This is a genomic window from Mycolicibacterium aurum, from assembly GCF_900637195.1.
Taxonomy (GTDB): Bacteria; Actinomycetota; Actinomycetes; order Mycobacteriales; family Mycobacteriaceae; genus Mycobacterium; species Mycobacterium aurum.
The window spans coordinates 807,436-834,296 of the sequence record NZ_LR134356.1 but is presented as its reverse complement, the minus strand read 5'-3'; the positions used below and the strand labels follow the sequence as shown (position 1 = coordinate 834,296).

The 26,861-nt window shown below is 68.4% G+C and carries 23 protein-coding genes and 1 pseudogene; 16 read left to right on the top strand and 8 right to left on the bottom strand.

Translation table 11 applies throughout. The features are described from left to right. The first annotated feature begins 35 nt into the window (after window positions 1–35). The 6 genes from EL337_RS04080 to EL337_RS04055 all read left to right on the top strand — a co-directional run bounded on the left by EL337_RS04080 (window position 36) and on the right by EL337_RS04055 (window position 6,300). Window positions 36–941, top strand: coding sequence for a DUF5996 family protein (locus EL337_RS04080; RefSeq protein WP_048632190.1), 906 nt, complete (start codon window positions 36–38; stop codon window positions 939–941). Window positions 942–1,037: 96 nt separating this feature from the next. Continuing rightward, entirely contained in the window at window positions 1,038–2,636 is a 1,599-nt protein-coding gene (locus EL337_RS04075; protein ID WP_048632393.1) for an aldehyde dehydrogenase (NADP(+)), read from the top strand. 44 nt (window positions 2,637–2,680) lie between these two features. After that, window positions 2,681–3,610: a 5-dehydro-4-deoxyglucarate dehydratase gene (locus tag EL337_RS04070; protein ID WP_048632191.1), complete on the top strand. Its 930-nt coding sequence runs from the start codon at window positions 2,681–2,683 to the stop codon at window positions 3,608–3,610. Window positions 3,611–3,614: 4 nt separating this feature from the next. Beyond that, window positions 3,615–4,874 carry a glucarate dehydratase family protein gene (locus EL337_RS04065; protein WP_048632192.1) on the top strand — a complete coding sequence of 420 codons (1,260 nt, stop codon included), beginning with the start codon at window positions 3,615–3,617 and terminating at the stop codon, window positions 4,872–4,874. Window positions 4,875–4,918: 44 nt separating this feature from the next. Continuing rightward, window positions 4,919–5,401: a PNPOx family protein gene (locus EL337_RS04060; protein ID WP_048632193.1), complete on the top strand. Its 483-nt coding sequence runs from the start codon at window positions 4,919–4,921 to the stop codon at window positions 5,399–5,401. Continuing rightward, complete coding sequence (locus tag EL337_RS04055) at window positions 5,401–6,300, top strand: LysR family transcriptional regulator (protein ID WP_048632194.1); 900 nt, start codon at window positions 5,401–5,403, stop codon at window positions 6,298–6,300. The genes EL337_RS04060 and EL337_RS04055 overlap by 1 nt, the downstream gene beginning before the upstream one ends. A 39-nt stretch (window positions 6,301–6,339) precedes the next feature. On the opposite strand, the pseudogene EL337_RS04050 reads toward EL337_RS04055, so the two are convergent. From EL337_RS04050 to EL337_RS04040, 3 genes and pseudogenes are all read right to left on the bottom strand, one after another. Then, a pseudogene (locus tag EL337_RS04050) lies at window positions 6,340–7,270 on the bottom strand (hypothetical protein). 99 nt (window positions 7,271–7,369) lie between these two features. Next, the gene (locus tag EL337_RS04045; protein ID WP_232786785.1) at window positions 7,370–8,830 is read right to left on the bottom strand and encodes an alkaline phosphatase D family protein; all 1,461 of its coding nucleotides are present in this window, start codon (window positions 8,828–8,830) and stop codon (window positions 7,370–7,372) included. 357 nt (window positions 8,831–9,187) lie between these two features. After that, complete coding sequence (locus tag EL337_RS04040) at window positions 9,188–10,177, bottom strand: 2-hydroxyacid dehydrogenase (protein WP_048632196.1); 990 nt, start codon at window positions 10,175–10,177, stop codon at window positions 9,188–9,190. Between the two features lie 308 nt (window positions 10,178–10,485). Here EL337_RS04040 and EL337_RS04035 point away from each other — a divergent pair, with 308 nt between their 5' ends. From EL337_RS04035 to EL337_RS03995, 9 genes are read left to right on the top strand one after another with little or no spacing between them, the layout of a single operon-like run. Beyond that, window positions 10,486–12,057 carry an ABC transporter substrate-binding protein gene (locus tag EL337_RS04035; RefSeq protein WP_048632197.1) on the top strand — a complete coding sequence of 524 codons (1,572 nt, stop codon included), beginning with the start codon at window positions 10,486–10,488 and terminating at the stop codon, window positions 12,055–12,057. A 20-nt stretch (window positions 12,058–12,077) separates the two neighbouring features. After that, window positions 12,078–13,007, top strand: a complete 930-nt coding sequence (locus tag EL337_RS04030; RefSeq protein WP_048632198.1) for an ABC transporter permease — start codon at window positions 12,078–12,080, stop codon at window positions 13,005–13,007. Window positions 13,008–13,026: 19 nt separating this feature from the next. Next, on the top strand, window positions 13,027–14,010 hold the full coding sequence (locus EL337_RS04025; RefSeq protein ID WP_109860092.1) for an ABC transporter permease: 984 nt from the start codon (window positions 13,027–13,029) through the stop codon (window positions 14,008–14,010). Then, window positions 14,010–15,032 carry an ABC transporter ATP-binding protein gene (locus EL337_RS04020; protein ID WP_048632199.1) on the top strand — a complete coding sequence of 341 codons (1,023 nt, stop codon included), beginning with the start codon at window positions 14,010–14,012 and terminating at the stop codon, window positions 15,030–15,032. The genes EL337_RS04025 and EL337_RS04020 overlap by 1 nt, the downstream gene beginning before the upstream one ends. After that, a complete protein-coding gene (locus EL337_RS04015; RefSeq protein ID WP_048632200.1) occupies window positions 15,025–16,029 on the top strand; it encodes an ABC transporter ATP-binding protein in 1,005 nt (334 codons plus the stop codon). Before EL337_RS04020 ends, EL337_RS04015 begins: the two co-directional genes overlap by 8 nt. Next, the gene (locus tag EL337_RS04010) at window positions 16,026–16,748 is read left to right on the top strand and encodes a sulfite exporter TauE/SafE family protein (RefSeq protein ID WP_048632201.1); all 723 of its coding nucleotides are present in this window, start codon (window positions 16,026–16,028) and stop codon (window positions 16,746–16,748) included. Before EL337_RS04015 ends, EL337_RS04010 begins: the two co-directional genes overlap by 4 nt. A gap of 10 nt (window positions 16,749–16,758) precedes the next feature. Then, on the top strand, window positions 16,759–17,559 hold the full coding sequence (locus EL337_RS04005; protein ID WP_048632202.1) for an IclR family transcriptional regulator: 801 nt from the start codon (window positions 16,759–16,761) through the stop codon (window positions 17,557–17,559). Between the two features lie 21 nt (window positions 17,560–17,580). Then, a complete protein-coding gene (locus EL337_RS04000; RefSeq protein ID WP_048632203.1) occupies window positions 17,581–18,933 on the top strand; it encodes an enolase C-terminal domain-like protein in 1,353 nt (450 codons plus the stop codon). 1 nt (window position 18,934) lies between these two features. Then, a complete protein-coding gene (locus tag EL337_RS03995; RefSeq protein WP_048632204.1) occupies window positions 18,935–19,900 on the top strand; it encodes a 2-hydroxyacid dehydrogenase in 966 nt (321 codons plus the stop codon). Window positions 19,901–19,919: 19 nt separating this feature from the next. On the opposite strand, the gene EL337_RS03990 is transcribed toward EL337_RS03995, so the two are convergent. The 5 genes from EL337_RS03990 to EL337_RS03975 all read right to left on the bottom strand — a co-directional run bounded on the left by EL337_RS03990 (window position 19,920) and on the right by EL337_RS03975 (window position 24,601). Continuing rightward, window positions 19,920–21,104, bottom strand: coding sequence for a DUF7159 family protein (locus EL337_RS03990; RefSeq protein ID WP_048632205.1), 1,185 nt, complete (start codon window positions 21,102–21,104; stop codon window positions 19,920–19,922). Window positions 21,105–21,184: 80 nt separating this feature from the next. Further along, on the bottom strand, window positions 21,185–21,343 hold the full coding sequence (locus tag EL337_RS28670) for a hypothetical protein (protein ID WP_157866316.1): 159 nt from the start codon (window positions 21,341–21,343) through the stop codon (window positions 21,185–21,187). Window positions 21,344–21,382: 39 nt separating this feature from the next. Next, window positions 21,383–22,330, bottom strand: a complete 948-nt coding sequence (locus tag EL337_RS03985) for a helix-turn-helix transcriptional regulator (protein ID WP_442412715.1) — start codon at window positions 22,328–22,330, stop codon at window positions 21,383–21,385. A gap of 64 nt (window positions 22,331–22,394) precedes the next feature. Further along, window positions 22,395–23,138 carry an SDR family oxidoreductase gene (locus EL337_RS03980; RefSeq protein ID WP_048632206.1) on the bottom strand — a complete coding sequence of 248 codons (744 nt, stop codon included), beginning with the start codon at window positions 23,136–23,138 and terminating at the stop codon, window positions 22,395–22,397. An 80-nt stretch (window positions 23,139–23,218) separates the two neighbouring features. After that, window positions 23,219–24,601, bottom strand: a complete 1,383-nt coding sequence (locus EL337_RS03975; RefSeq protein WP_083443058.1) for a PE-PPE domain-containing protein — start codon at window positions 24,599–24,601, stop codon at window positions 23,219–23,221. 397 nt (window positions 24,602–24,998) lie between these two features. Here EL337_RS03975 and EL337_RS03970 point away from each other — a divergent pair, with 397 nt between their 5' ends. Further along, complete coding sequence (locus EL337_RS03970) at window positions 24,999–26,852, top strand: PQQ-dependent sugar dehydrogenase (RefSeq protein WP_048632207.1); 1,854 nt, start codon at window positions 24,999–25,001, stop codon at window positions 26,850–26,852. Window positions 26,853–26,861: the final 9 nt, after the last annotated feature.

The following is a 26,861-nucleotide window of genomic DNA, read 5'->3' as shown; positions in this document are numbered from 1 at the left end:
CGGGTCCCCTCGACCACCCTGGAGGTGCCTGCACCATGCCCGACTCCCCGTCCGCCTGGCCTGAACTGTCCGTCGAGCACTGGGCCGAGACCCGCGACACGCTGCAGCTGATGACACAGGTGGTCGGCAAGGTCCGCCTGGCCAACACCCCGGTGATGAGTCACTGGTGGAATGTGGTTCTGTACGTATCGGCGCGTGGGCTGACGACCGGGCTTGTTCCCTACGGAGACAAAGGGTTTCAGATCGACTTCGATTTCGTCGATCACCAGTTGACGGTAGCGAGCACCACCGGGGAGCGTCGCACCGTCGCGCTGCGCCCCGGTCCGGTCGCCGACTTCTACCGCGAGGTCACCGCAGCCCTCGACGACCTCGGCCTGCACACCGACATCTGGCCGATGCCCGTGGAGATCGCCGACGCCGTCCCGCTCGACACCGACACCCAGCACGTCGCCTACGACGCCGAACAGGTGCACCGCTTCTGGCTGGCGCTGGTGCAGATGACCCGCGTGTTCGAGATCTTCCGGTCGCGGTTCGTCGGCAAGGTGAGCCCGGTGCACTTCTTCTGGGGTGCGCTCGACCTGGCCGTCACGCGGTTCTCCGGCCGCTCGGCGCCCAAGCATCCCGGCGGTGCGCCCAACTGCGGTCCGCACGTCATGTGGGAGGCCTACTCCCACGAGGTCAGCAGCGCCGGCTACTGGCCCGGACCCGACGGCGAGGGCGTCTTCTACTCCTACGCCTATCCCGAACCCGCGGGGTACCGGGACGCCGCGGTGTGTCCGGAGCAGGCGTACTTCGACGAGACTCTGGGCGAATTCGTGCTGCCCTACACCGCCGTGCGGGAGTCCGCCGACCCGGACGCGCTGCTGCTTGAGTTCCTGCAGAGCACCTACGAGGCAGCCGCGAACCTGGGCTCCTGGGACCGCGCTGAGCTGGAGCGCTGACCGGGCTCGCACACCCACCGATTGATTCAAGAGCTGCATCAGTCGTGTGCTAAATGGTCTTGGACAGGCATGGATATGCCTCCTACCGTGGAGGACATGACTGCGACCATCTCGGGGACCACCAGTCTCACCGGACAGATGCTCATCGCCGGCACGGCCGTACGCGGCACCGGCACGGAAATCCGCGCGTTCGACCCCGCTGCGGGCCAGCCCTTGGAGCCGGTGTACCAGCACGGCGACGCCGGCCACGTCGACGCTGCGTGCGCCGCCGCCGCCGGGGCGTTCGGTGCCTACCGCGCCACCTCCGCCGAGCAGCGCGCACAGTTCCTGGAAACCGTCGCCACCAACATCGAGGCGATCAGCGAGACGCTCATCGCCCGCGCCGTCGCCGAATCCGGCCTCCCCCAGGCGCGCCTCACCGGCGAGGTCGGCCGCACCACGGGCCAGCTGCGACTGTTCGCATCGGTGCTGCGCGAGGGCAGCTGGAACGGCGCCCGCATCGACACCCCGCTGCCCGACCGGACTCCCCTGCCCCGCCCCGATCTGCGTCAGCGCTTCATCCCGCTGGGCCCCGTCGCGGTGTTCAGCGCGTCGAACTTCCCGCTCGCGTTCTCCGTCGCCGGCGGCGACACCGCCTCCGCGCTCGCGGCAGGGTGCCCCGTCGTCGTCAAGGGACATGACGCGCACCCCGGAACGTCGGAGCTCGTCGCCCGCGCTATCACCGACGCCGTCGCCGCGTCCGGGCTGCCGGCCGGCACGTTCTCGCTGCTGTTCGGCTCCGGCCCGGACCTCGGCATCGCGCTGGTCACCGATTCCCGCATCAAAGCTGTCGGCTTCACCGGATCCCGTTCCGGCGGAACCGCACTCGTCGCCGCCGCAGCCGCGCGTCCCGAGCCCATCCCGGTGTATGCCGAGATGAGCTCGATCAACCCGGTGTTCGTCCTCGGCGGCGCCCTGGCCACCCGCGGCGAAGAGTTGGGCCGCGCGTTCGTCGGCTCACTCACCATGGGGTCCGGCCAGTTCTGCACCAACCCCGGGCTGGTGATCGCCGTCGACAGCCCCGGTCTGACCACATTCGTCGCCGCCGCCACCGAGGCCGTCGGCAACGCACCGGCCACCCCGATGCTCACCCCGAACATCGCAGGCAACTATGCCTCGGGCGTCGACTCCCTGGCCGCGGCCGCCGACCTGGTCGCCCGAGGCCAGCAGGGTGGTAACGAAACCTCCTGCCGGGCGGCACTGTTCACCACCGACGCAGCCAGTTTCCTGAAGTCGGAGGCGCTGCAGGCCGAGGTCTTCGGCGCGTCGAGCCTGATCGTGCGATGCGCCGATACCGCCGAGATGCGGGCTGTCGCGCAGGGCATCGAGGGCCAGCTGACGGCCACCGTGCATGCCGACGAATCCGATCTGGACGAGGCAGGCGAGCTGCTGCCGCTGCTGGAGCTCAAAGCCGGCCGAATCCTGTTCGGCGGCTGGCCCACCGGCGTCGAGGTGAGCCACGCGATGGTGCACGGCGGCCCGTTCCCCGCGACATCGGACTCACGCACCACATCCGTCGGCTCCAGGGCCATCGAGCGCTACCTGCGGCCCGTCTGCTACCAGGACGTGCCGAAATCCCTGTTGCCCAGCGCAATCGCCGACGGCAACCCCGAACACCTGTGGCGGCGCGTCGACGGCCAGCTCACACAGGACTGACCGACCCCACTATCGCCCATCCCGACATTTCCGAAAGGCCTTCCATGCGTCCGAACTTCGACGGCGTCCTGTTCTTCCCCGTCACGCCGATGACCGACAACGGTGACGTCGATCTCGACGCGCTGGCCCGCCACATCGCCAAGGGCGTGGACGCGGGGCCCGGTGGCGTGTTCGTCGCGTGCGGCACCGGCGAGTTCCATGCGATGGAGGTCCACGAGTTCGGTCACGTCGTGCGCACGGCCGTCGACGTGGTCGCCGGACGCGTGCCCGTCTACGCCGGCGCCGGTGGTTCGGTGGCGCAGGCCAAGGCGTTCGCGGTGGCTGCCAAGGAGGCCGGCGCCGACGGCATCCTGCTGCTGCCGCCCTACCTCGTCGAGGTGCCCCAGGCCGGACTGGTCGACTACACCCGCGCCGTCGCCGAGGCCACCGACCTGCCCGTCATCGTCTACAACCGCAACAACGCGCGCTTCACCGAGGCCTCCGCGATCGCCGTCGCCAAGCTTCCCACCGTTGTCGGATTCAAGGATGGCACAGGCAATTTCGACCAGGTGGCCCGCATCGTGGCCGCCGTCACCACCAATGTCGACCCCGACTTCCTGTTCTTCAACGGGCTGCCCACCGCCGAGACCACCCAGCTGGCCTACCGTGCGATCGGCGTTCCGCTGTACTCGTCGGCCACGTTCGCCTTCGCCCCCGACCTGGCGCTGGCGTTCTACAACGCGCTGGAGTCCGGCAACCAGGAGCTGACCAACGCGCTGCTCAACGCGTTCTTCATCCCGCTCGTGCGCCTGCGCGACACGGTGCCCGGCTACGCGGTGTCCCTGGTCAAGGCCGGCGTGACGATGGAGGGGGTGCCTGCCGGTCCGGTGCGCCCGCCGCTGGTGATGCCCACCGCCGACGACCTCAGCGAGCTCGCCTCGATCGTCGCTGCCGGCCGCGAGGTGCTGGCCGGTGCGCTGACCCGGGCTGTGTGAGGTCATGACACCGATCCGGATCACGGGTGCGCGCATCACCCCGGTGGCGTTCGTCGACCCGCCGCTGCTGAACACGGTCGGAGTGCACCAGCCGTACGCCCTGCGCGCGATCATCCAGCTCGACACCGACGCGGGCCTGGTCGGACTCGGCGAGACCTACGCCGACACCCGGCACCTGGCTCGCCTGCAGGCCGCCGCCGAGGCGATCACCGGCCTGGATGTGTTCTCGCTCAACCTGATCCGCGCCGCGATCGATGCCCGGCTGACGGGGGACACCGCCGCCGTCGGCACCGCGGGCATGATCACCACGGCCAGCGCCGTCGACCAGGTGTTCTCCCCGTTCGAGGTGGCGTGCCTGGACGTGCAGGGCCACGCCCTCGGCCGACCCGTGTCGGACCTGCTGGGCGGCCTGGTGCGGGACGCGGTGCCGTTCAGCGCGTACCTGTTCTACAAGTGGGCAGCCCACCCCGGGCAGGAGCCCGACGCGTTCGGTGAAGCGCTGGACCCGGACGGTCTGGTGACCCAGGCTCGCCGCATGATCGACGAATACGGTTTCACCGCAATCAAACTGAAGGGCGGAGTGTTCCCACCCGACGAGGAGATGGCGGCAATCGAGGCCCTGTCCCGCGCGTTCCCGGGAGTGCCTCTGCGGCTCGACCCCAACGCCGCGTGGACCCCTCAGACGTCGGTGAAGGTGGCCTCGGGGCTGGCCGGCATCCTGCAGTACCTGGAGGATCCGACGCCGGGCCTGGACGGCATGGCCGAGGTGGCGGCACAGTCACCGATGCCACTGGCGACCAACATGTGCGTCGTCGCGTTCGATCAGCTGGCACCCGCGGTGGCGAAGGGCTCTGTGAACGTCGTTCTCTCCGATCATCATTACTGGGGCGGGCTGCAGCGCTCGCGGCTGCTGGCCGGAATCTGCGACACGTTCGGGCTCGGCCTGTCGATGCACTCGAACTCCCATCTCGGCATCAGCCTGGCCGCGATGGTGCACCTGGCAGGCGCGACGCCGAACCTCACCTACGCGTGCGACACCCACTGGCCGTGGAAGACCGAAGACGTCGTTGCCGACGGTGCGCTGCGGTTCGTCGACGGCTCGGTCCCGGTGCCCACGTCGCCCGGCCTCGGCGTCGAGATCGACGAGGACGCCCTCGCCGCGTTGCACGACCAATACGTGCGGTGCGGTATCCGGGACCGCGACGACACCGGCTACATGCGCACCGTCGACCCGGACTTCGAGCTGCTCAGCCCCCGCTGGTAGGCGTTCTCTCCCCGGCCGCCCGGCCCGGGTTCTACCGTGGGTGCATGACAGAACCGTCGGCGGCCATCAGCGCCGCCCACCCGCCTGAGTTGATGCTCAAGGTGCTCAACCCCGCGCTGAAGGCGGCGCTCAAGACCCCGCTCGGCGGGTTCATCGGCGACTTCATGCTCGTCAGCTTCACCGGACGCAAGTCCGGCAGGCACTACGCCACCCCGGTGAGCGCCCACCAGCTCGACGGCGACCTCTACGTGATCCTGGAGGCACAGTGGAAGCACAACTTCCGTGACGGCGCCGACGCGCAGGTGTCCTACCGGGGCAAGACAGCCACCATGCACGGCGAGCTCATCACCGACCACGCGGCCGTCGCCGCGATCTGTGAACGGGTAGCGACGTCCTACGGCGCCAAGAAGGCGCAGCGACAGATGGGCATGACGTTCTCTTCCGGTCGGCTGCCCACCATCGCCGAATGGGAGGACGCGGCCGACCGGATGAAGATCGCGGCGATCAAGCTGACGTCGAAGGCCTGATGTTCTCACTTGCCCGGTTGCAGTGCTTCGTCGCGGTGGCCGAAGAACTGCATTTCGGTCGCGCCGCGGAGCGGCTGCACATGACCCAGCCTCCGCTGTCGCGTCAGGTGCAGCAGCTCGAGAGCGAACTCGGGGTGCAACTGATCGACCGCACCACCCGCACCGTCACGCTGACGCCCGCCGGTGCGGCGTTCCTGCCCGATGCGCGGCGCATCCTGCAGCTCGCCGAAGGTGCCGCCCAGACCGTCAAGCGCATCCCCGCCGGCGATCTGGGCACCGTGGTCGTCGGCTTCACCGCGGCCTCGGCACATGCCGTGCTGCCGCGGCTGCTGGAGCGCGCGCGGGAACGTCTGCCCGATGTGAAGCTGGACCTACGGGAAATGGTGACAGCGGCTCAGATCGAAGGCCTGATGACGGGCGAGCTGGACCTGGGCATGGCCCGGCCACCGTTGAAGCGGCCGGGGCTGGTGTCGCGGCCGCTACTGCATGAGCAGCTGGTTGCCGCGCTTCCCGCCGGACATCCGCTGGCCGACCTGCCGCGCCAGCTGACGCTGACCGATCTCGACGGCCAGGACGTCATCATGTACTCACCCGTGCAGGCCCGCTATTTCAACGAGCTGCTGATCTCGACGTTCACCATCGCGGGGGCCACGCCCCGGTACGTGCAGTACGTGACGCAGGTGCACACCATGCTGGTGCTGGTCCGGTCGGGCATCGGCATCGCGCTGGTGCCCGCCTCGGCGGCGACCATGCACCCGGAGGGGGTGGCGTTCCGGACCATCGGGGCGTTCCGCGAACGGCCCGTCGAGCTGGACGCCGTGTGGCGGGGCGACTCGACCAACCCGGCGCTGCTGCGGTTGTTGAAAGATGTGTTGCCGCAGCAGGAGTGGACCGAATAGCTTCGCCTTCTGTTGCTGAGACTGAAACGACGCAGGGCGTCACTCGAACTTTCGCTGCGTGAATTCAGGCTCGCGGGAGCGGGTGACGGCCTCGGCGAACGAGACGCCCCCTGTCCAGCCGCGCGAGACCATCGTCCGGTACAGCATGGTGATGACGTCATCTCGTCGATCCTCTTTGACCACGAAGACGACCGTCCAGCCCAGCCGATCCAGGGCTCGCGCGACGTCGCGGTCCCTGAGGTATTGGGCGCGGCTGGTCTGGTGTCCACTGCCGTCGTACTCGACCGCGACCTTCAGTTCGCGCCAACCGAAGTCGAGTATCCGGACGGGGTAGCCGTCGTCGTCGAAGACAGGGATCTGGGTGGCGGGCAGCGGAAAGCCGCAGTGCAGGACCAGCAGCCTCCAGTAAGTCTCCATCGGAGACTGTGCACCACCGTCGACGAGAGGAAGGACGGCCTTCAGGCGGGCACGCCGCGTGCCCCGCGATAGCGCTCGGCCAGCATCATGACGTCGTCGATCGAGTACGGCCGCGCGCGCATGAGCGCGTCGAGTCGCACCACGGCGTCGATGCGGCGACGAAACCTGCCGAGGTCGAATGCCGTCCGCGTCGCGTTGGCCACCGGCACTCCCGACAGCAGCTCCCATTCGTCGGGTTCACACCGTTCGTTGCGCGTGCGGATCCCCCGCGGCGGTGCGTGTTGTCGTAGATGAGTTCCACGTCCGCACCGTCGTCGATCCAGTGCGAGCCGTGCAGATGCGCAGCTGCCAGACCCGTCACGACGCTCGACCGGCCCGACCACAGCCACGCACCGAGCGCTCGGTCCCGCAGCGTCACCGCGCGCCTCGCGGGCACATAGACGTTGGGGTAGATGGGCCGATACCACCGGCCCAGCTCATGCCGCGTCACGTCGCCGGCGGCGACCGCATGGCTTCCGACGAAGACCTCCCGCGTCTCGTGGTTCTCCCCCATGACGGCATCGTGGTCACCGGGTCCGACAACTCGCGCCGAGGCTGAATCCCTGCAGGGCGCTACTCGCACTTTCGCTGCGTGATTACAGTTTCGGCGGGTTCAGGTCAGGGCGCGGGCGCCGTCCGGAATCGTGAACGTGGCCCCCGTCTGCACCGGGGCACCGGGGCGGGTCACGAACGGCACGGTCCGGAAGTCGGCTCGTAGCTCGCCGGGCGTGATCCGCGTGCGGACGTAGCCGCGGCGGTTGCTGAAGTACCTGATGTGGGGGTTCTCCGGCAGGACGGCGTCGACGTCGGGACGGCTGTCGGACCCGTCGCCGCCCGAGGTGATCGACGTGGTGACCAATTCCGTTGCCACCGGGGCCGATTGCGCGTCACGAATCTCGGCAGCCCAGTGCGCGTGCACATCACCGGTGAGCACGACGGGGTTGCGCACACCCCGCATGCCGGCGACGATGCGGTCCCGATTGGCGACGTAGCCGTCCCACGCGTCCGGGTTGACGCCGTGCGCCGGGCCGGCCACCAGATCCTGCGAGGCGAAGAACACCTGCTGGCCCAGGATGTCCCACCGCGCGCGGGACTGCCGGAGTCCGTCGAGCAGCCACCGCTCCTGCTCGGGCCCCGTCAGCGTGCGCCATGGGAAGAACCGCTCGAGGCAATCGCTGCGGTACTCGTCGCCGCAGGCCTGATCGTCGCGGTACTGGCGGGTGTCGAGCAGGTGAAACGTGGCCAGCGCACCCCAGTCGAGACGCCGGTACAGCTGCATGTCGATGCCGCGCGGGCGGACGAACTGCCACAGCGGCATGTTCTCGTAATAGGCCTGCATCGCAGCGACGCGACGCTCGAGGAAGCCCGGCTGTGGCTCCTCGGGAATCTCGTCGGCCCAGTTGTTGTCCAGCTCGTGGTCGTCGAACACCACCAGCCACGGCGCCACCGCGTGCGCGGCCTGCAGGTCGGGGTCGGTCCGGTACTGCGCGTAGCGCTGTCGGTAGCCGGCCAGCGTGACGGTCTCGGGCCCGGCGTGTGTGCGCACACCGCCGTCGCGCGGACCGTACTCGTACTGGTAATCACCAAGGTGCACAACCAGATCCGGTTGCTCCTCGGCAAGTCTGCGGTACGCGGTGAACCACCCCTGCTCGTAGTTCGAGCAGGAGGCGAAGCACATCGTCAGCGGGGTCAGCGCTGTCGGCGCGGGCGCTGTGCGGGTCCGTCCCGCCGGGGAGATGTGTCCGCCCGTCCGGAACCGGTAGAAGTACTCGGCGCCCGGGTTCAGCCCGGCCAGTTCGACGTGAATACTGTGCGCCGATTCAGGTGTCGCGGTGACAGTTCCGCGCTGCGCGATGCGGGTGAACCCCTCGTCGGCCGCCACCTCCCATTCCACGTCGACCGCCCGAGCGGGCATGCCGCCGAGGCCGTCGTCGGCCAGCGGGTCGGGCGCCAGCCGGGTCCAGAGCACCACGCTGTCGGGCGACGGCTCCCCCGACGCAACGCCCAGGGTGAAGGGGTCCGACGCGATGGAGCGGTGGGTCCACCCGACGAGCGACAGGGCCGACAAACCCACCGCTGCCTTGAGGACTGTTCGACGACCGACGGGAGGCACCGGTCGTCAGCGTCGCCGTACGTCCTTGCGGGTCGGTGGCCGTAGGGCGTCGCACAGCTGACGCCCGGCCGAACACCCTTCGGTGCCGAATGTTGCCGCATTTCCCGCAGGAATGCCGTTGCGGCCGGGGGAAAGGTCTAGCGTTTGACGCAGTCGACAAAGGAGTCTGCTATGCCAGCGTCCCATCGTTCAGACGATCACGAAATCTCTGAAACCCTGAAGCACCGCGGCTGCCGATGCCATTGCGACGGCTGCAAGTCCGACGAGCACTGCCACAATGTGGCCGCCGGCTGCAACGTGCGGCGGTAGTCCGCTGCGCTAGTTCGCGGGGACCGAAGGCTGCCGGACCGGGGTGACCAGCTCGCCGGTCGTGAGGAAGCTGTCGAGGTTGCGCAGCGTCAGCGCCTCCATCGCGGCCCGCGTCTCGACCGTGCCGCTGCCCACGTGGGGCAGCAGAACCACATTGTCGAGCGCGAACAGCTCGTCGGGGACCTCCGGCTCGTCGGTGAAGACGTCCAGACCCGCGCCCGCCAGCCCGCCGTTGACAAGTGCCTCGACCAGAGCATCCTGGTCGACCACGCTGCCGCGGGCGATGTTGATCAGATAACCCTGCGGCCCGAGTGCGTCGAGGACCTCGCGGCTCACGAGGCCGCGGGTGCCGTCGCCGCCGGCGGCGGCCACGACGAGCACGTCGACGCCGTGGGCCAACTCGACCGGCGACGCCGCATACGAATACGGCGAATCCGCCACCCGATTCCGGTTGTGGTAGCTGATGGTGCAGCCAAAAGCAGTGAGCCGCTGGGCAATAGCCTTACCGATGCGACCAAGCCCGATGAAGCCGACGCGGGTGTTGCTGACCTGGCGCGTCAGGGGGTAGTTGCCGTCCACCGGCCAGCGGCCTGCCCGCACATAGCGGTCGGACGCCGAGAAGTGCCGCATCGTGTCGATCATCAGCCCCACGGCGGTGTCGGCGACGCAGTCGGTCAGGACGTCGGGGGTGTTGCTCACCCCGACGCCCCGAGCTTCCGCGGCCTCCACATCGGTGGTGTCGTAGCCGACGCCGAAGTTGATCACCGCGCCCAGGTTCGGCAGGGCGTCCATCAGATCGGCGTCCACGCCGGTGCGTCCCGACGTCACGGCCGCGGTGATGTCGGCGCCGTTCGCCGTCAGGAAAGCGTCCCGTTCGGCGGTCGCCTCGGGCAGGACCCATGCGGCATAGTCGTCGACCAGGGTGCGTGACAGTGACGGCTTCAGCGGCCCGACCTGCAAGACGGAACGATGCTGCTGGTGGTGTCCGGGGCTGCTCATAGTGATTCCCACGGTACGGCGAGCTGGGAATACCCGTCCACGTCCGAAATAGCATGGACTTATACCGAAGGCGCATAGCTGGCCCCTGGTCGAGAGCCACCCGGCATCGGCACCGCTCGACGAACAGCAAAGCCGCAGCTCGACAGCTATTTTTGGGACCGCGTCGGGCGGCATCACGACCTCGAAATGCCCCCGAAAACGCCATTCGGCCGGGGTTGACGCTGTTTCCGACCCGCTCCTACGGTGTGGTTGTCATCACAGCTCGCATCTACATACGTGGACGTCACTGCCCCAGCCCGGGAGGATCCATGAAGCCCAACACCAGGCTCACGCGCCGAACCGTCGCCGCTGCGGCCCTCGCCGGACTCACGGCCTTCGCCAGCGGTTGCACGGTCGCTAACTCCGGCGGCGGCCCCTACGACCCCAACACACTGCGCATCGTCCTCTCGCAGGAGCCGCCGACGCTGGAACCGTGCGAAGGGTCGCTGACCTCAACGGGCATCGTGGTGCGCTCCAACATCACCGAGCCACTGCTGGAGCGCGACTCCACCACCGGCGACCTGCAGCCGCTGCTGGCCACCGAGTGGGAGCAGACCGCGCCCACCGAATGGACGTTCCGACTGCGCGACGGTGTGACGTTCTCCGACGGGGCGCCGTTCACCTCCGAGGACGCCGCGTTCTCCATCGACCGGGCGGTGAACTCCGACCTGAACTGCAACGTCGACGGGTACGTCTTCGGCGACGAGAAGCTGAGCCTGCAGACCCCCGACGCCAACACCGTCGTCGTCGGCACCACCGAGCCGGATCCGATTCTGCCGCTGCGTATCTCATTCATCGAGATCGTGCCCCGCACCACCAGCACCACCGAGAAGGTCCGTGAGCCCATCGGCACCGGCCCGTACGCGATCGCCGACTGGGAGTACGGCCAGAAGCTGACGCTGGCCCGCAACGCGACCTACTGGGGCGAGGCGCCGGCATTCGCCAGGGCCGAATACCAGTGGCGCAGCGAGGGCAGCGTCCGGGCCGCGATGATCACCAACGACGAAGCCGACATCGCGACCGGGCTCGGCCCCGAGGACGGCGCCGGCGATCTGGGCGTCCCCTTCCAGAACAACGAGACCACCGCGCTGCGCATGCAGGCGACCGAGCCGCCACTCGACGACATCCGGGTACGTCAGGCCATCAATTACGCCGTCAACCGCACCGGCATCGTCAAGGCGCTGTTCCGAGATCTCGGACAGCCTGCTGCCCAACTGATTCCGTCCGGCGTCGTCGGATACAACGACCAGCTGCAGATCTGGCCGCACGACCTCGACAAGGCCAAGGCCCTGATCGCCGAAGCCAAAGCCGACGGAGTGCCCGTCGACACTCAGATCCGACTGATCGGACGCACCGCTCAGTTCCCGAAGATCTCCGAGACCATCGAGGTGCTGCAGAGCGAGTTCGCCGAGATCGGCCTCAACGTCAAGATCGAGATGATGGACACCTCCGCGCAGCTGGAGTACCAGCTGCGCCCGTTCCCCGCCAACACCGGGCCGTACCTTCTGATGATCATGCACGGCAACCAGGCCGGTGACGCCGCCTTTACGCTCGACCAGTACATGCTCAGCGACGGACCCCAAGCCGCCTATGGCACACCGGAGTTCGACGCGAAGATCCGTGCGGCCGAGGCGCTGACGGGCGAACAACGGCAGGACGCGTTCGCCAAGCTGTTCGCCGAGGAGCCCGAGGAGATCATGCAGATGGCCTACATCGCCCACATGAAGGGCATTCTCGGCAAGTCGGCCCGCGTCGACTACACACCGAATCCGGCGACCGGCGACGAGATGCAGCTGGCCGCGATGACACCGGCCGCGTCCGACCGCACCGACCAGTCCTGACATACGGGAAGGCCCAGCCCATGTTCTCCTTCGTCCGGCGCCGGATGTACACCAGCGCACTGCCGTTGATCATCGTGCTCCTCGGGGTGTTCCTGCTCGCCAGGCTCACCGGCGACCCCACGAACCTGTATCTGCCCGAGTCGGCCACGCCCGACCAGCGCGCGGAGTTCGCCGCAGCCAACGGATTCAACGACCCGCTGATCACGCAGTTGATCGACTACTTCAAAGGCGTGATCCACCTCGACTTCGGAACCTCGCTGCGCACTGGGCAATCCGCGTCCGAGATGGCACTGCGCGCCTTTCCCGCGACACTGCAGCTGGCGGTGACCACAATGCTGCTCGCCATCGTCGGTGCCGTCATCATCGGCTGCTGGGCCGCGTACCGGCCGAACTCGCTGGCCGACCGGTTCTCCAGCCTGCTGTCCATGACCGCGGCGAGCATCCCCGACTTCTGGTTCGCCATCACCGGCGTCTGGCTGTTCGCGGTACTGCTCGGGGTACTGCCCACGTCCGGCACCGACGCCGGCATGCTGTCGTGGATCCTGCCGATCGCCACGCTGATGATCCGGCCGCTGGGCGTGCTCACCCAGGTGGTGCGCGGCGCCATGGTGTCCGCCCTGTCGGCACCGTACGTACGGCTGGCCCGCAGTAAGGGCGCAGGCGATTTCCGTGTGGTCACGCACCACGCGCTGCGCAATGCCGCCGCCCCGGCGCTGACCGTCGCCGGCGACCTGGCCGTCGGGCTGATCAACGGCGCGGTGGTGGTCGAGGCGATCTTCGGATGGCCCGGCATCGGCAAGCTGATGATCGACGCGATCCTGCAGCGCGACTTCGCCGTCCTGCAGGCAGCGGTCCTGCTCACCGCGGTCAGCATCTTCCTGCTCAACATCATCATCGACGCCTGCTACGCGCTGCTCGACGCGCGGGTGCGCGAACCGGCTCGAATCTAAGACGGCTAGGAGCACACTCATGACTCAGATCGACCTGGTTCCGGTCAAACCCACCACTGCGATCGTCGGCGAGGACGACACCGCGTCGCGTACGTCGGGAACCTCCAAGTGGTTCCGACTGCTGGCCAACGACCGCGTCGCCGCCGCGGCGGTGTGCGTGCTCGGATTCGTCTTCCTAACTGCGATTTTCGGACCCATGCTGATGGGTGACCTGGCCACGCGCATCGACCTGGACAACTCCAACCAGGCGCCGTTCACCCTCTCGTACGGCTGGGCCAACATCCTCGGTACCGACCCACTGGGCCGCAGCATGCTGGCCCGCCTGATCGTCGCCTGCCAGACCACCCTGTCGGTGGCGGTTCCGGCGGTCGTCATCTCCGCGATCATCGGCTCCGCGATCGGCATGTGGGCCGGCTTCTACCGCGGCTGGCGCGAGACCCTCGCGATGCGGATCGCCGACGTCATCATGAGCTTTCCGTCCCTGCTGCTCGCCGTCGTCGTGCTCTACGTCTTCTCCCCCAGCGCCGCCAACATCGTTCTGGTGCTGGCGATCACCCGTATCCCGGTATACCTGCGCACCGCACGGGCCGAATCGGCCGAGCTGCAGAGCCGCGTGTTCGTGGACGCCGCCCGCACTTTCGGCGCAAGCGCCAACTCGATCATCTGGCGCCACGTCCTGCCCATCGTGCTGCCCACCCTGCTGACCGTCGCGACGCTGGACTTCTGCTACGTGATGCTGGCGGAGAGCTCGCTGAGCTTTCTCGGTATCGGCATCCAGCCGCCCGACGTCAGCTGGGGCCTGATGGTCTCCCAGGGCCGTACCTACCTGCACACCGCATGGTGGCTGTCGTTCTTCCCCGGCCTGGCCATCGTCATCACCACCGTGTCCGCCACCATCCTGGCCGCCTGGGCCCGCATCGCCACCGATCCCGCGCAGCGCTGGCGACTGACCGTCCCCCAGAAGCGACTGTCCAAGTTCACCAAGTCCGGAAAGGCGCTCTGATGACTGCACTGGTCGATCACCATGTCCATGTCGACGAGGTCGACGCGACCCCGGTGCTCGAGGTCGACGGTCTGTCCGTCGAGGTCCGCACCATCACCGGCACGCTCCGCGCGGTCAACGAGGTGTCCTTCACTGCCCGCCGCGGCGAAACCCTGGCGCTGCTGGGCGAATCCGGCTGCGGTAAGTCGATGACCGCGACCGCGCTCGTCGGTCTGCTCGAACCGGTGGCCGACATCGTCGGAGGCACGGCAAAGCTCGGGGACGTGGACCTGATCACCGCCGACCGCAAGAAGCGCCGCGAGATGGCCGGGACCGAACTGGCGATCGTGTTCCAGGATGCGCTGACCGCACTGAACCCGCTCTACACCGTGGGAACGCAGCTGGCCGAACCGTTCCGGATCCACCAGGGCATGAACGCCAAGGACGCCAAACGCAAGGCCGTGGAACTGATGACCCGCGTGGGCATCCCCCAACCCGAGACCCGGTTGAACTCCTACCCGCACCAGTTCTCCGGCGGCATGCGGCAGCGACTGCTCATCGCGATGGCGGTGGCGCTCAATCCCAGCGTGCTGATCGCCGACGAACCCACGACCGCGCTCGACGTCACGGTGCAGGCACAGATCATGGCGCTGCTGCGGGATCTGCGCGCGGAGTACCACATGGCCGTCGTGCTCATCACCCACGACCTCGCACTCGTCGCCGAGGAGGCCGACCGGGTGGCGATCATGTACGCCGGCAACGTCATCGAGACCGGCACGGTTGCCGAGGTCTTCGCCAATCCCAAGCATCCCTACACCAAGGGCCTGCTGAACTCCGTGCCGGTCAACGCCCGACGCGGTGACACCCTGAAGTCGATCGGCGGCACCCCACCGGACCTGCACGCGATCCCCGAGGGCTGCGTCTACCAGGACCGGTGTCCGATCGTGTCCGACATCTGCCGCACCACCCGGCCCGCCCTGGCCGGCGTGGGTGCGAATCGCCAGGCCGCGTGCCACTTCCCGGAAGAGGTCTCCCATGTCTGACAACACATTGCTCGAGGTCCGCGACGTCCGTAAGTCGTTCCGGGTACCCCACGCCAAGAACAGGCTGCACGCCCTCGACGGCATCACACTCAGCCTGGGCCGCGGCGAGACCCTGGGCCTGGTGGGCGAGTCCGGCTGCGGGAAATCGACTTTGGCGCGAACCCTGATGATGCTGGAGCGCCCCGACGAGGGGACGGTGCGTTTCGACGGCGTCGACCCGTTCAGCCTCAAGGGTGCCGACCTGCTGAAGTTCCGCAGCCGCGTGCAGATGGTGTTCCAGGACCCCTACGCGTCGCTGAACGCCAGGATGTCGGCCGCCGAGATCATCGCCGAGCCGTGGCGCAGCCACAAGGGTGTGGTGAAAAATCGCGCAGACCGCGACATGCGGGTGCGCGGTCTGCTCGATCTGGTGGGACTGGGCGCCAAGGCCGCCAACAAGTTTCCGCAGGAGTTCTCCGGCGGGCAGCGTCAGCGCATCGGCATCGCGCGTGCGTTGGCGCTCAACCCCGATGTGATCATCTGCGACGAGCCGGTTTCCGCGCTGGATCTGTCGGTGCAGGCCCAGGTACTCAACCTGCTCAACGATCTACAGGACCAGCTCAAGATCAGCTACATCTTCATCTCCCACGACCTGTCGGTGGTGCGCCACGTGGCCGACCGGGTGGCAGTGATGTACCTCGGAAAGATCGTCGAGAACGGCCCCACCGAAGCCGTTTTCGAACGGTCCAACCATCCGTACACCGCGGCCCTGATGTCGGCCGCGCCCACGCTGGACCACGACCAGCGCAAGCAGCGCATCCTGCTCAAGGGTGAGGTACCCAGCCCGATCAACCCGCCGTCCGGTTGCCGTTTCCGCACCCGGTGCTGGAAGGCGACCGAGGTGTGCGCGACGACGGTTCCTGCCGCTGCGGTGGATCCCGAGGCGGCCGACCACACGGCACTGTGCCACCACCCGATGCTGCTGGAGGGGAGCGGGCGTGAAACCGTGCCGGTGTGAGTGTCACGTCGTATTGCCTACTTGCAGCAGCGATCCTGTTCGCCTCGGCGCTGCAGTCCTCGATCGGCTTCGGCATCGGGATGTTCGCCGCCCCGATCGTCGCACTGGTGGATCCCGCACTGATCCCCGGCACGCTGATCATGGTGGCCACGCTGGTGACCCTGATCGTGGTGGTCCGCGAACGCGAGGCGATCAATCTGCGCGGCACGGGATGGGCCCTGGTGGGCCGGGTTCCCGGCACGATCGCGGGAGCGTTGCTGCTTGCCGCACTTCCGCACCGCGCGCTGTCGATCCTGCTGGCCGGCGTGGTGCTGGGTGGTGTGGTGCTGACCAGCAGCGGCTGGGCGCCGGTGCCTCACCGACGCAACGTGGTGGCCGCGGGCGCGGCGTCGGGACTGCTCGGCACGGCGACGGCGATCGGCGGCCCGCCGATGGCACTGGTGTGGCAGCGCAGCAGCGGCGCGGAGCTGCGCGGCACCATGGGTGGCTTCTTTCTCATCGGGTCGCTGATGTCGCTGGTGGTGCTGGGCCTCACCGGCGCGGTGAATCGGCACACGTGGTGGGGGTTCGCGATACTGGCCCCGGCAGCGATCGCCGGCTATCTGCTCTCCCGGGTGGTCAATCGGCACCTGAACCCGCGCCGGCTGCGCTGGTTGGCCATCGCCGTCTCGGCGGCGGGCGCCCTCGTCCTGATCGGTCGCGAACTGCTGACGCTCTGAGGGGTACACCGTGACCGACCCCGACATCTCGGTGCGCAAGGTGAAGTCGGCGGTTCGCACCGTGGAACTTCTCGAGTACCTGGCTGCCCGGCACGACGAGCCCGCCCGGCTGCGCGAGATCAGCGATGCTCTCGACATGCCCCGCAGCAGCGCACACGCGCTGCTGCGCACCCTCGTGGCCCAGGGCTGGGTGCGCAGCGAGCACACCGGCACGCTGTACGGCATCGGGATCCGCGCGCTCCTGGTCGGTACCAGCTACCTCGACAGCGACCCGTACCTGCCGCTGATCACGCCGTTCCTCGACGATCTGCGGGCCGACCTCGACGAGACATTCCACCTCGGCCGGCTCGACGGCACCGACATCGTCTACCTCGCCACCCGAGAATCCAAGCAGTACACCAGAATCGCGAACCGCGTCGGACGGCGGCTGCCCGCCTACGCCACGTCACTGGGCAAGGCATTGCTGGCCGAACGGTTCGGCGCGCAGCGCGACGAGCACGTGCCTGCCGCACTGAAAGCGTTGACTCCGCAGACCATCACCGACCGCAGCGTCCTGGACCACGAGCTCGACGACGTCCGGGTGCGCGGCTACGCCTGCGACGACCAAGAGAACACCGTCGGACTGCGCTGCTTCGCGGTGCCGCTGCGCTACTGCAGACCCGCACAGGACGCGATCAGCGCGTCGGTGCCGGTGGACCGGCTGGACCCCCAACGCGAACGCGAGATCATCGACGCGCTTCGGACCATGGGAGACAAGGTCTCTCGCGTGGTCCGTCCACTGGCCGACGGCGACAAGTGGTTCGCCTCATGACTGATTGGAAACTGATCCCAGATGAGTAGGCACACCCCCGTCATCACCGACGTGACCGTCGTACCGATCGCCGGTCACGACAGCATGCTGTTGAACCTGTCCGGTGCGCACGGCCCCTTCTTCACCCGCAATCTGCTGATCCTGCACGACTCGGCGGGCAACACCGGGGTCGGCGAGGTGCCCGGCGGCGAACCGATCCGGCAGACCCTTGAGGACGCCCGCGCGATCATCGCCGGCCGCCCGATCGGTGACCACCACGCGGTCCTCAACGACATCCGCCGTGCGTTCGCCGACCGCGACGCCGGCGGGCGCGGGGCGCAGACCTTCGACCTGCGGGTGACCGTGCACGCCGTCACCGCCGTCGAATCCGCGCTGCTCGACCTGCTCGGTCAGTACCTGGAGGTGCCGGTGGCGGCGCTGCTGGGGGACGGCAGGCAACGGTCACGGGTGCAGGCCCTCGGCTACCTGTTCTTCGTCGGTGACCGCACGAAGACCGACCTCGCGTACCGCTCTGCGGCCGACGAGGAGCCCTCCCAGAATCCGGCCGACGACTGGCTGCGGGTCCGGCACGACGAGGCAATGACTCCTGATGCGGTGGTCCGGCTGGCCGAGGCGGCCCGCGCCCGGTACGGCTTCGCCGACTTCAAGCTCAAGGGCGGCGTGCTGCCCGCCGCGGACGAGGCCAAGGCCGTCATCGCACTGGCTGAGCGCTTCCCCGACGCTCGAATCACGTTGGACCCCAACGGAGGATGGTTGCTCGCCGATGCGATCACCACGTGCCGCGAGCTTCGTGACGTCCTCGCCTACGCGGAGGACCCGGTGGGCCCCGAGGGCGGATTCTCCGGCCGCGAGGTGATGGCCGAGTTCAAACGGGCCACCGGCCTGCCGACCGCGACGAACATGATCGCCACCGACTGGCGCGAGATGGGTCACGCCATCCGTTCCGGCGCCGTGGACATCCCGCTGGCCGACCCCCACTTCTGGACGATGGCCGGGTCGGTGCGGGTCGCGCAACTCTGCGAGGCCTGGGGTCTGACGTGGGGATCACACTCCAACAACCACTTCGACGTGTCGCTCGCGATGTTCACCCACGTGGCGGCAGCCGCCCCGGGCGACATCACCGCCATCGACACGCATTGGATCTGGCAGGACGGCCAGGCCATCACCACCGACCCGTATCCGATCGTCGACGGGTATCTGAGCGTGCCCGACGCGCCCGGCCTGGGCGTGGCACTCGACGAGTCGGCGGTCGCCGCCGCCCATAAGCTCTACCAGCGCGAAGGTCTGGGCAGCCGTGACGACGCGGCCGCCATGCAGTATCTGATACCCGGCTGGACATTCGACAGCAAGCGTCCCGCCCTGGATCGGCGCTGACGTGAAAGTGGTGGTGATAGACCCGAACCTGGTACCGCACCGGCAACGCCTTGAGGCGATGCTGCCGCCGGGCACGGACGTCGGCTGGCATGTCGACGGCGTGCCGGACGAGGTGCTGCGCGACGCCGAGGTGTTCGTCGGGAGTAGGTTCACCGCCGAGATGGCCAGGACCGCGGAGAAGCTGCGGCTGGTGCACCCCGCCGCGGCGGGCACCGACCGAATCGACCTCGCCGCGCTTCCCGAGACCGTGTTGGTGGCCAACGCCTTTCACCACGAACGCTCGATCTCCGAGTACGTGGTCAGTGCCGCGACCCTGCTGCACCGCGGGTTCCTGACCCAGGATGCTGCGCTGCGCGGTGGCGTCTGGGCCACCTCGGTCTACGACAGGTCGATACCGCAGACACCCACGCTCGGGGAGGCGCACGTCGGCTTCGTGGGTTTCGGGCATATCGGGCAGCGCAGCTGGAAACTGCTGCAGGCGTTCGGATGTACCGGCTCGGCGGTCACCGGCTCAGGCCGCGTGCCGGAAGGTACCGGGCTGACGTGGGTGGGCGACACCGGCCACCTGGACAGGCTGATGCGCGACAGCGACGTGGTGGTGGTGTCGGCGCCCTTGACCGCCGAGACCGAAGGCATGATCGGTGCGCCGCAATTGGCGGCCCTGGGTCCCGAGGGAGTGCTCATCAACGTCGGCCGCGGACCGCTGGTGCAGGAGCAGGCGCTCTACGACGCGCTGTCCACCAACGTGATCAAGGGTGCTGCCATCGATGTCTGGTATCGCTATCCGGTCGACGGAGTGGGTTGTGCGCCAAGCGATCTGCCGTTCTCCGAGCTTCCCAACCTGCTGATGACGCCGCACTCGTCGGGCGTCACCCGCGATACGTTCGCCGGGCGCGCCGACGACGTCGCGGCCAATATCGGGCGGCTGGTGCGCGGCGAGCCGCTGCGCAACCTCGTCCCGCGCTAGCGTCCGCAGTTGCGGATCGTCACTGGCCGTATTCGGGCTCGTGGAACCGGTTGATGATCGGGATGCGCTCGATGATGCGGTCGCGCAGCCGCGGCTGCTGCGGGATCTGCGGCACCGCGGCGGGCACCTGGGCCGGGGGAACGTAGGCCGGCGGCGGCACGTAAGCCGGTGCCGCGGGGGCAGGCGGCAGATAGTTGGCCGGAGGTGGCGGTGGCACGTACTCCGGCGCGGGCGGCAGCGCCGGCGCCGGTGCGAGCGGCTCGTCGTAGACCGGCGGCGCCTCCGGCATCGGCATCTCGACGGCCTGGGGTGCCGGTATCTCGTTGGCGACGGGCTCGGCCCTCGGCGGGGCCGGCGGGGGTGCGACCTTGGACGTCTCCGGCGGGGCGGCCTTGACGGGCGTCGGAGTCGCGACAGGTTCGGGGGCGGGTTCGGTCACCGACCGCGCCATTTGCGGTGCGGGGGCGTCCGGGGTCAGGGTCATGCCCAGGGCGACCGAGAGCGACACCACGAACGTCACGACCGCGGCGGCCAGGACGGACGCCAGCGTCGCCGTCGGCGAGAGTGAACGCCGCACCGGCGCGGCCTGCGCGTCCAGCAGGGACACCGCGAACGCGGACGCCAGCGCGGCTCCCCGGGCCAGTGCCAGGTCGGCGTCGGTGGCCGAGACCACCGGCACCTGCAGGCGCTGCTCCAATTCGGACACCACGGCTGCGACATCCCCGGAACCCAGCACGAAGACCGCATCAGGGGCGAAGCCCTCGACATCGGCGAGCGCGTCGGGAGCCACCCGATCGGAGGTCACCCCGTCCGAGGTGACGGCCGCGATGACCGACGTACCGGTCTCCGCGATGCAGACCACGAGCCGGTCACACCCGGCGATGTCGGCGATACCGCAGGCCAACGCCTCGGCGGCCTCCACGTCGGAGACGGCGATGACGTTCTCGACGCCGCGGTCGGTCAGCGCCTGCCATACGGAGTTGGCGGTCCGCTCCGCCTCGGTGGTCCAGGTGAGCCCGATGGCGTCCACGGTGCGGGGGGCGGACCGAGCCAGCACGGCGTCCAGCAGGGCTTCGACGTCGACACCGTCGTGAACCGGCAGGGCGCCGCGGTCGACAGTGGAACTCTCCTCGCCGGTCACGCCGTCGACGAGGACCCAGCGCACCGATGACGACGTCATCGACAAACCGAGTACAAGGTCCATTTACCGCTACCAATCTCCCTGCGACTAGCCCTCGACACTACCGCGACCGACCGCGACAGCACAGCCGGCCGTCGACCAGGTCAGGACGGTCCGTCGAGCAGGCGACGCCGCCAGGCCATGGCCGCAGGCGCTGTCATCTGGTGGAACGTGAGCCAGGAGAGGTTGGCGTCGCCGACGCACCGATGGGGTTCACCCAGCCACGATGGCCGTTCGGCGCCGCACCTGCGGCATTCGGTCATGACCGCCTTTTTACCCTCGCGCGGCGTCGGACGAACATCTCATCTCGCCGGGCATCCGACCTGGGCACGATCCCCGGCGGCCGCCCGGGCGAACTCGGTGGGTGAGCACCCGGCGACCCGGGTGAACGCGGTGGTGAAAGCGGTCGCGGACTGATAGCCGACGCGCTGGGCCACCTGCGCGATCGCCGGACGCTCCGTCCGCAGCAGATCCTTGGCCAGCGCCACCCGCCACTCCAGCAGGTATTGCATGGGCGGCAACCCCACTGTGCGGGTGAAGCGTTGGGCGAACACCGCACGGGACACCGCAGCCACCCGGGCCAGATGTTCGACGGTCCAGCCACGCGCCACATCCGCGTGCAATTCGGACAGGGCCGGAGCCAGCACCGGATCGGCCAGCCCGGCGATCAGGCCCCTCTCCCGGTTGCCCAGCTCAGCCGCGGTGTGGACCCGCATCGCTTCGATCAGCAGCACCTCGACGAGGCGCTGCAGGATCACGTCCCGGCACGGACCGTCGGCGTCGGCTTCCTCGGCGATGAGTTCGACGAGCCGGCTCAGCCTGACTGCGCCCTGTTGTCCGCTGCGGACCAGGATGACCGGCGGCAGCAGGGCTACGAGTAGCGCCGCGTTCGCCGGATCGAACCGGAAGTATCCGCCGAGCATGCGCATGGTCACCGGGTCGGAGGCGCCGCCGTGGCGGGTGTCGCGGGAGTGGTCGAGGGGGCTGAAGACCGGCGCGACGTCGCGGCTGCCACTCAGGACGAACTCGGGGGTCGTCGGCAGCAGCAGGAAGTCGCCGTGCCGCAACTCGACGGCATCGAGGCCGTCGGCGTCGAGCAGGCAGGACCCCTCCAGCATCAGGCAGAAAGCGGGGTCCCCGTAGCGGGGTTTCCGGATACTCCACTGTCCGCCGCCGGTGATGACTTTCGACAGCACCGCCTCGGGACGCAGCAGCGACATCAGGACCTCCATCGGTTCCGAGTCGCCCATACCCGCAGACGCTAGCGCGGTGCGCGCCGGCGGGTCGGCGGACCGACGTCCCGGGACAGGCCCGTCAGGTCGACTGCGCCAGCGCCACGGCATCGGCGCCGGCCGGGAACCTCAGCCGGTCGGAGGTGTCGGTGGCGGCCCGGTAGACGGCGTCGGCGACGTCGGCCGGGGTGGTCACCGCGCCCGGCTCGCCGAACGCTTCCAGAATGGGCGCCGCGAACGGCAGGTAGTCATCCGGGATCAGCCCGGCCATGCGCTCGGTGCCGTTGCTGGTGAACGCCGTCGACGGCCCGTAGCCGGGTTCGACGAGCTTCACCCGCACCCCGAAGAAGCCCAGCTCCAAAGCCAGCGATCCGGAGAACCCCTCGATGGCCGACTTGCTCGCGGTGTAGACCGCAGCCAGCGGCATGGCCGCCAACGTGGTGCTGGAGGTGACGTTGACGACCACGCCCGAGCGCCGCGCCCGCATCTGCGGGACGACGGCCTGGGTGACGGCCATGACGCCGAACGTGTTGGTGTCGAAGAGTTCTCGGGTGGTCTGCATGGGCGTGGCCTCGAACGCGCCGACCGCCCCGATGCCGGCATTGTTGACGAGGACGTCGATCGGACCGCTGGACCGGACCGCGTTCGCGATGCTGTCGGGCTCGGTCACGTCCAGCGGGAGAATCGTCAGCCGGTCTGAATCCGGTAGTACGCCTTGGCGCGGAGTCCGCATGGTGGCAACGACATTCCATCCCTCGTCGAGGAATCTCTGCGCGGTGGCGAGTCCGTAGCCCGATGAGCAGCCGGTGATGAGCACTGTGGTCATGCAGGAAAAGCTATGGCGCCCTGCGGTGACGAGCAACGCTGCGGCGTCTGAGATTGCTTCGCGATCGTCTTGGTCACCCGCTAGGCGGATTCGTTTTCGGCCTCGCCCCCGGCGTCGGTGTCGGTGTCGGTGTCGGTGGCCGGATCAGACCCACCCGCCTCGTCGGCGTCGGCCGCGTCGTCGGCGTCGGCGTCGGCGTCGGCAATCTCGGCGGCGGGTTCATCGTCTGCCGACGTGCCCTCCCGAGTATCAGACGGATCCACCGACTCCGGATCATCCTCCGCGACTTCCAGATCCGCCGACTCCGTACCGTCGTCGTAGCCGCGTGACTTGCCGGCGCGGCGCTGCTCGGTGCGCTGCGGTTCGTCATCGGGTGCGGCTGCGCCGCTCTCGGCTTCCGGCTCGACGGCAGCCTGGGCGGTCGGCATGTCAGCCCGGACCGGGTTGAGCGGCTTGAACAGGCTCGCGCGGGCCGGGGTGCTGTAATCGGTTCGATCGTAGGCTGTTTCGATGAACGCACGCAGCGGTGCGTCCAGCGCGGCGATGACCGAGTCGGGCAGGAACGGATCCAGCGGCATCAGCAGCGGGATGGGATAAGTCTTGATCACGTAGTAGTGGGTGTTCGAACCTGCGTGGTACTGGTAGTAATCCGGATCGCCCGAGGCCCGGGCCTGCTCCAGCTCCGCCGCGGTGAGTTCGGTCTGCGCGTTACCGTGCACCAGCAGGATCCCCATGAACGCGTTCGCGATCGCGACCGGATTCCACAGATATCTGGGGAAGTCGGACCAGCCGTCGTACTGACCGACCACATCGATCGTCAGATCTCCCGGACCGCCGTCGACGCCGTTGTTCGGTGTCGCGCCGGTGAAGGTAACGTCGACGAACGGAATCGTCGCGCCCCGGAACCGCTGCATCACACCGCCGTTGGCGCGGCTCGCGTTGCCCACCAGAAGGTAGGTGTTGCCGGTATGGGTCGCCTTGTACAGGGAGGCGGCCACGGCACCCTGGGAGTAACCGAAGATGACGTCGCCGGCGGCCGGTTGCTGCGCGGCCAGCAGCTCCACGCCCTGGGCCACGGACTTGTTGTATGTCAGGTCGCGGAAGCCGCCGTGCGAGAACGGTCCGAAACCGGCGTTGTAGGGCACCTTCTCGTACGGCTCGTCGGGCGGCACGACGTCGGCGCCGTCGACGACGACGTCGATGAAATCCAGAAACTGCTGTTCGGTCGGGGTGAACCCGATGTTCGTGCCGCGCAGGTAGTGCAGGGACGCCATCAACTGCGGACCCGCCGACAGGGTCGGCGCGGCGCCGATCACGGCGGCCCCGGCCACGGCCACCCCCGCGACGCCGACCGCGGACATCACCGCCTTGATGCGCTTCGCGCCCCGAGGACGTTCGCTGGCTGTCCGCGGCGATCGCATCGCTCGATGCGTGCCGCCCGCGGTGATCTGACGCTTACCCATGCCACTCCCCCTTGCCGCCCCGGGCCGTCGTGGACGCGACCCGGCGAGCCAGTGCGAGTGTATGACGCGCAATTTGCTGGAATCAGGCTTTTCGAGACTTTGTTTTGCCTGTGGCAAACACCGTGCGCATTATCAAGATCAAAGTCTGCGGCTGGTCGGCGCGACAGAGCGGAGCACCGGCTCATGCGGCAAATTGGCCAGTTGAATGTCCCTCGGCGGCGGCATAATAGCTAGCTCTACGAATCACCGAGGCGTGCACCTGTGACAGATTTCTGACCTGTCTGGGCGAAAACCCGATCATCGGTGGGCCCGGAAAATACAGTTTGCCTGTTACGGACAATGAGCCGGCTCGCTTCCAGGTGCGCGCCGCGCGGTGTCCAGTTCGCAAGGAGGCGACATGGGGGAATCATCTGCAGGCGCGCGTACGGATCGGCGATCGGGTGACTACGCCCGGTACGTCGGTCGGGTAGGCGGTTTGGCGTTTGCTCTCGGCATCGGGGCCGCGGTGCTGACCGGCACGGCGGTCGCGTCGGCGGACACCACCGACTCGGGTTCGACAGCGGCGAGTTCGTCGGCCTCTTCGTCAGACGGCGGAACATCGACGTCAACATCGACATCGACATCGACGAAGACACGGTCGGGGACTGCGTCGGAGACGGCGTCCTCATCGACCTCCGAGGGCTCCGACGATTCCGAGGACTCAAACGACACCGACGCGTCTGACACCGACGCCGACGATGCGGACTCCGCGGATCAGTCCGACGACGAAGCCGCCGTCGATGACGCCGATGAGGTTGCCGCCGAAGATGATTCGCCATCTGCCGAGGATGTCGACGTCCCGGCCGACGCCCCGGAGACGGCGGATTCCACCGAGACGACGCAGGCGCTGGCCGCTGCCGAACCAGACGAACCCAGCTTCTTCGAGAAGCTCTTCTCGAACAAGTCCCCGACGCTGAACCACAATCCGGCCGAGAACACGGTCATCGAGGGCCAGGTGGTGGGCAACCTGCACCCGGAGGATCCGGATTCGACGCGACTGACCTACACCGCGACCCGCCCCGCGCACGGAACGGTCGCCATCGACGGGACGGGCAACTTCGTCTACACCCCGGGCGCCACCTACGCCGGACAGGACACCTTCCAGGTCACCGTCAGCGACGCCAGCAGCGGATTCCACGTGCACGGCGCCGCCGGCCTGCTCAATCTGTTCACGTTCGGACTGCTCGGTTCCAGCGGGCATCGCACCACCGAGACCGTGTTCATCGGATTCGACCGCGCGACCGTCGTCTCCGGCCTGAATTCTCCGGTCGACTTCCGCTTCCTGCCCGACGGCCGCATCCTCGTCGCCGAGAAGGGCGGCGCGATCCGCGTCGTGCAGAACGGCACACTGCTCGCGCAACCCGCCATCACCCTGGCGGTGCGGACCGAGACCGAGCGAGGAATCAGCGGGCTGGCCATCGATCCGGCCTTCGCCACCAACGGCCGTATCTACGTGTCCTACATCGCCGCCTCGACCACTCGAAACACGTTGTCGCGCTTGACGATGACGGGCAACACGGCGACACTCGACCAGGTTCTGATCCAGTCGACGCTCGACGCGGCACCCAACCACCACGGCGGCGCGCTCGGATTCGGCCCCGACGGTAAGCTGTACTGGGGCGTCGGCGACAACGCCAGCGGAGCCAACGCGCAGAACCTGACCAACATCCACGGCAAGATCCTGCGGCTCAACACCGACGGCTCCGTTCCCACCGACAACCCGCTGATCAACGGTGCGCGCACGCACATCTACGCCTACGGTCTGCGCAACCCCTTCCGGCTGACGTTCACCCCCACCGGCCAGCTGCTGGTGGCCGACGTGGGCAACGCGGCCTTCGAAGAGGTCAACAAGGTGACCGCGGGCGCCAATTACGGCTGGCCCAGCTCGGAGGGGCTGTGCACCAGCTCGTGCGCGGGCAAGACCGATCCGATCTACACCTATGCGCGAAATGGGGGCGCCGCCATCACGTCGGTGACCGTCTACCTCGACAAGGTCTTCATCGCCGACACCGTCCAGGGCTGGATCAAGGTGCTGACGTGCACGCCCGACTACGCCACGTGCGGCAACGTGCAGACGTTCGACCCGAACGGCGGCGCGACCGTCGTGCTGGCCAACGGACCCGACGGGAACCTGTATCAGCTGACCTACTCACCCGGTGCGCTGATCCGCATCTCGCCGACGGGTCCGCCGCCGGCGGCGACGCTGCTCTGAGGTCGGGAG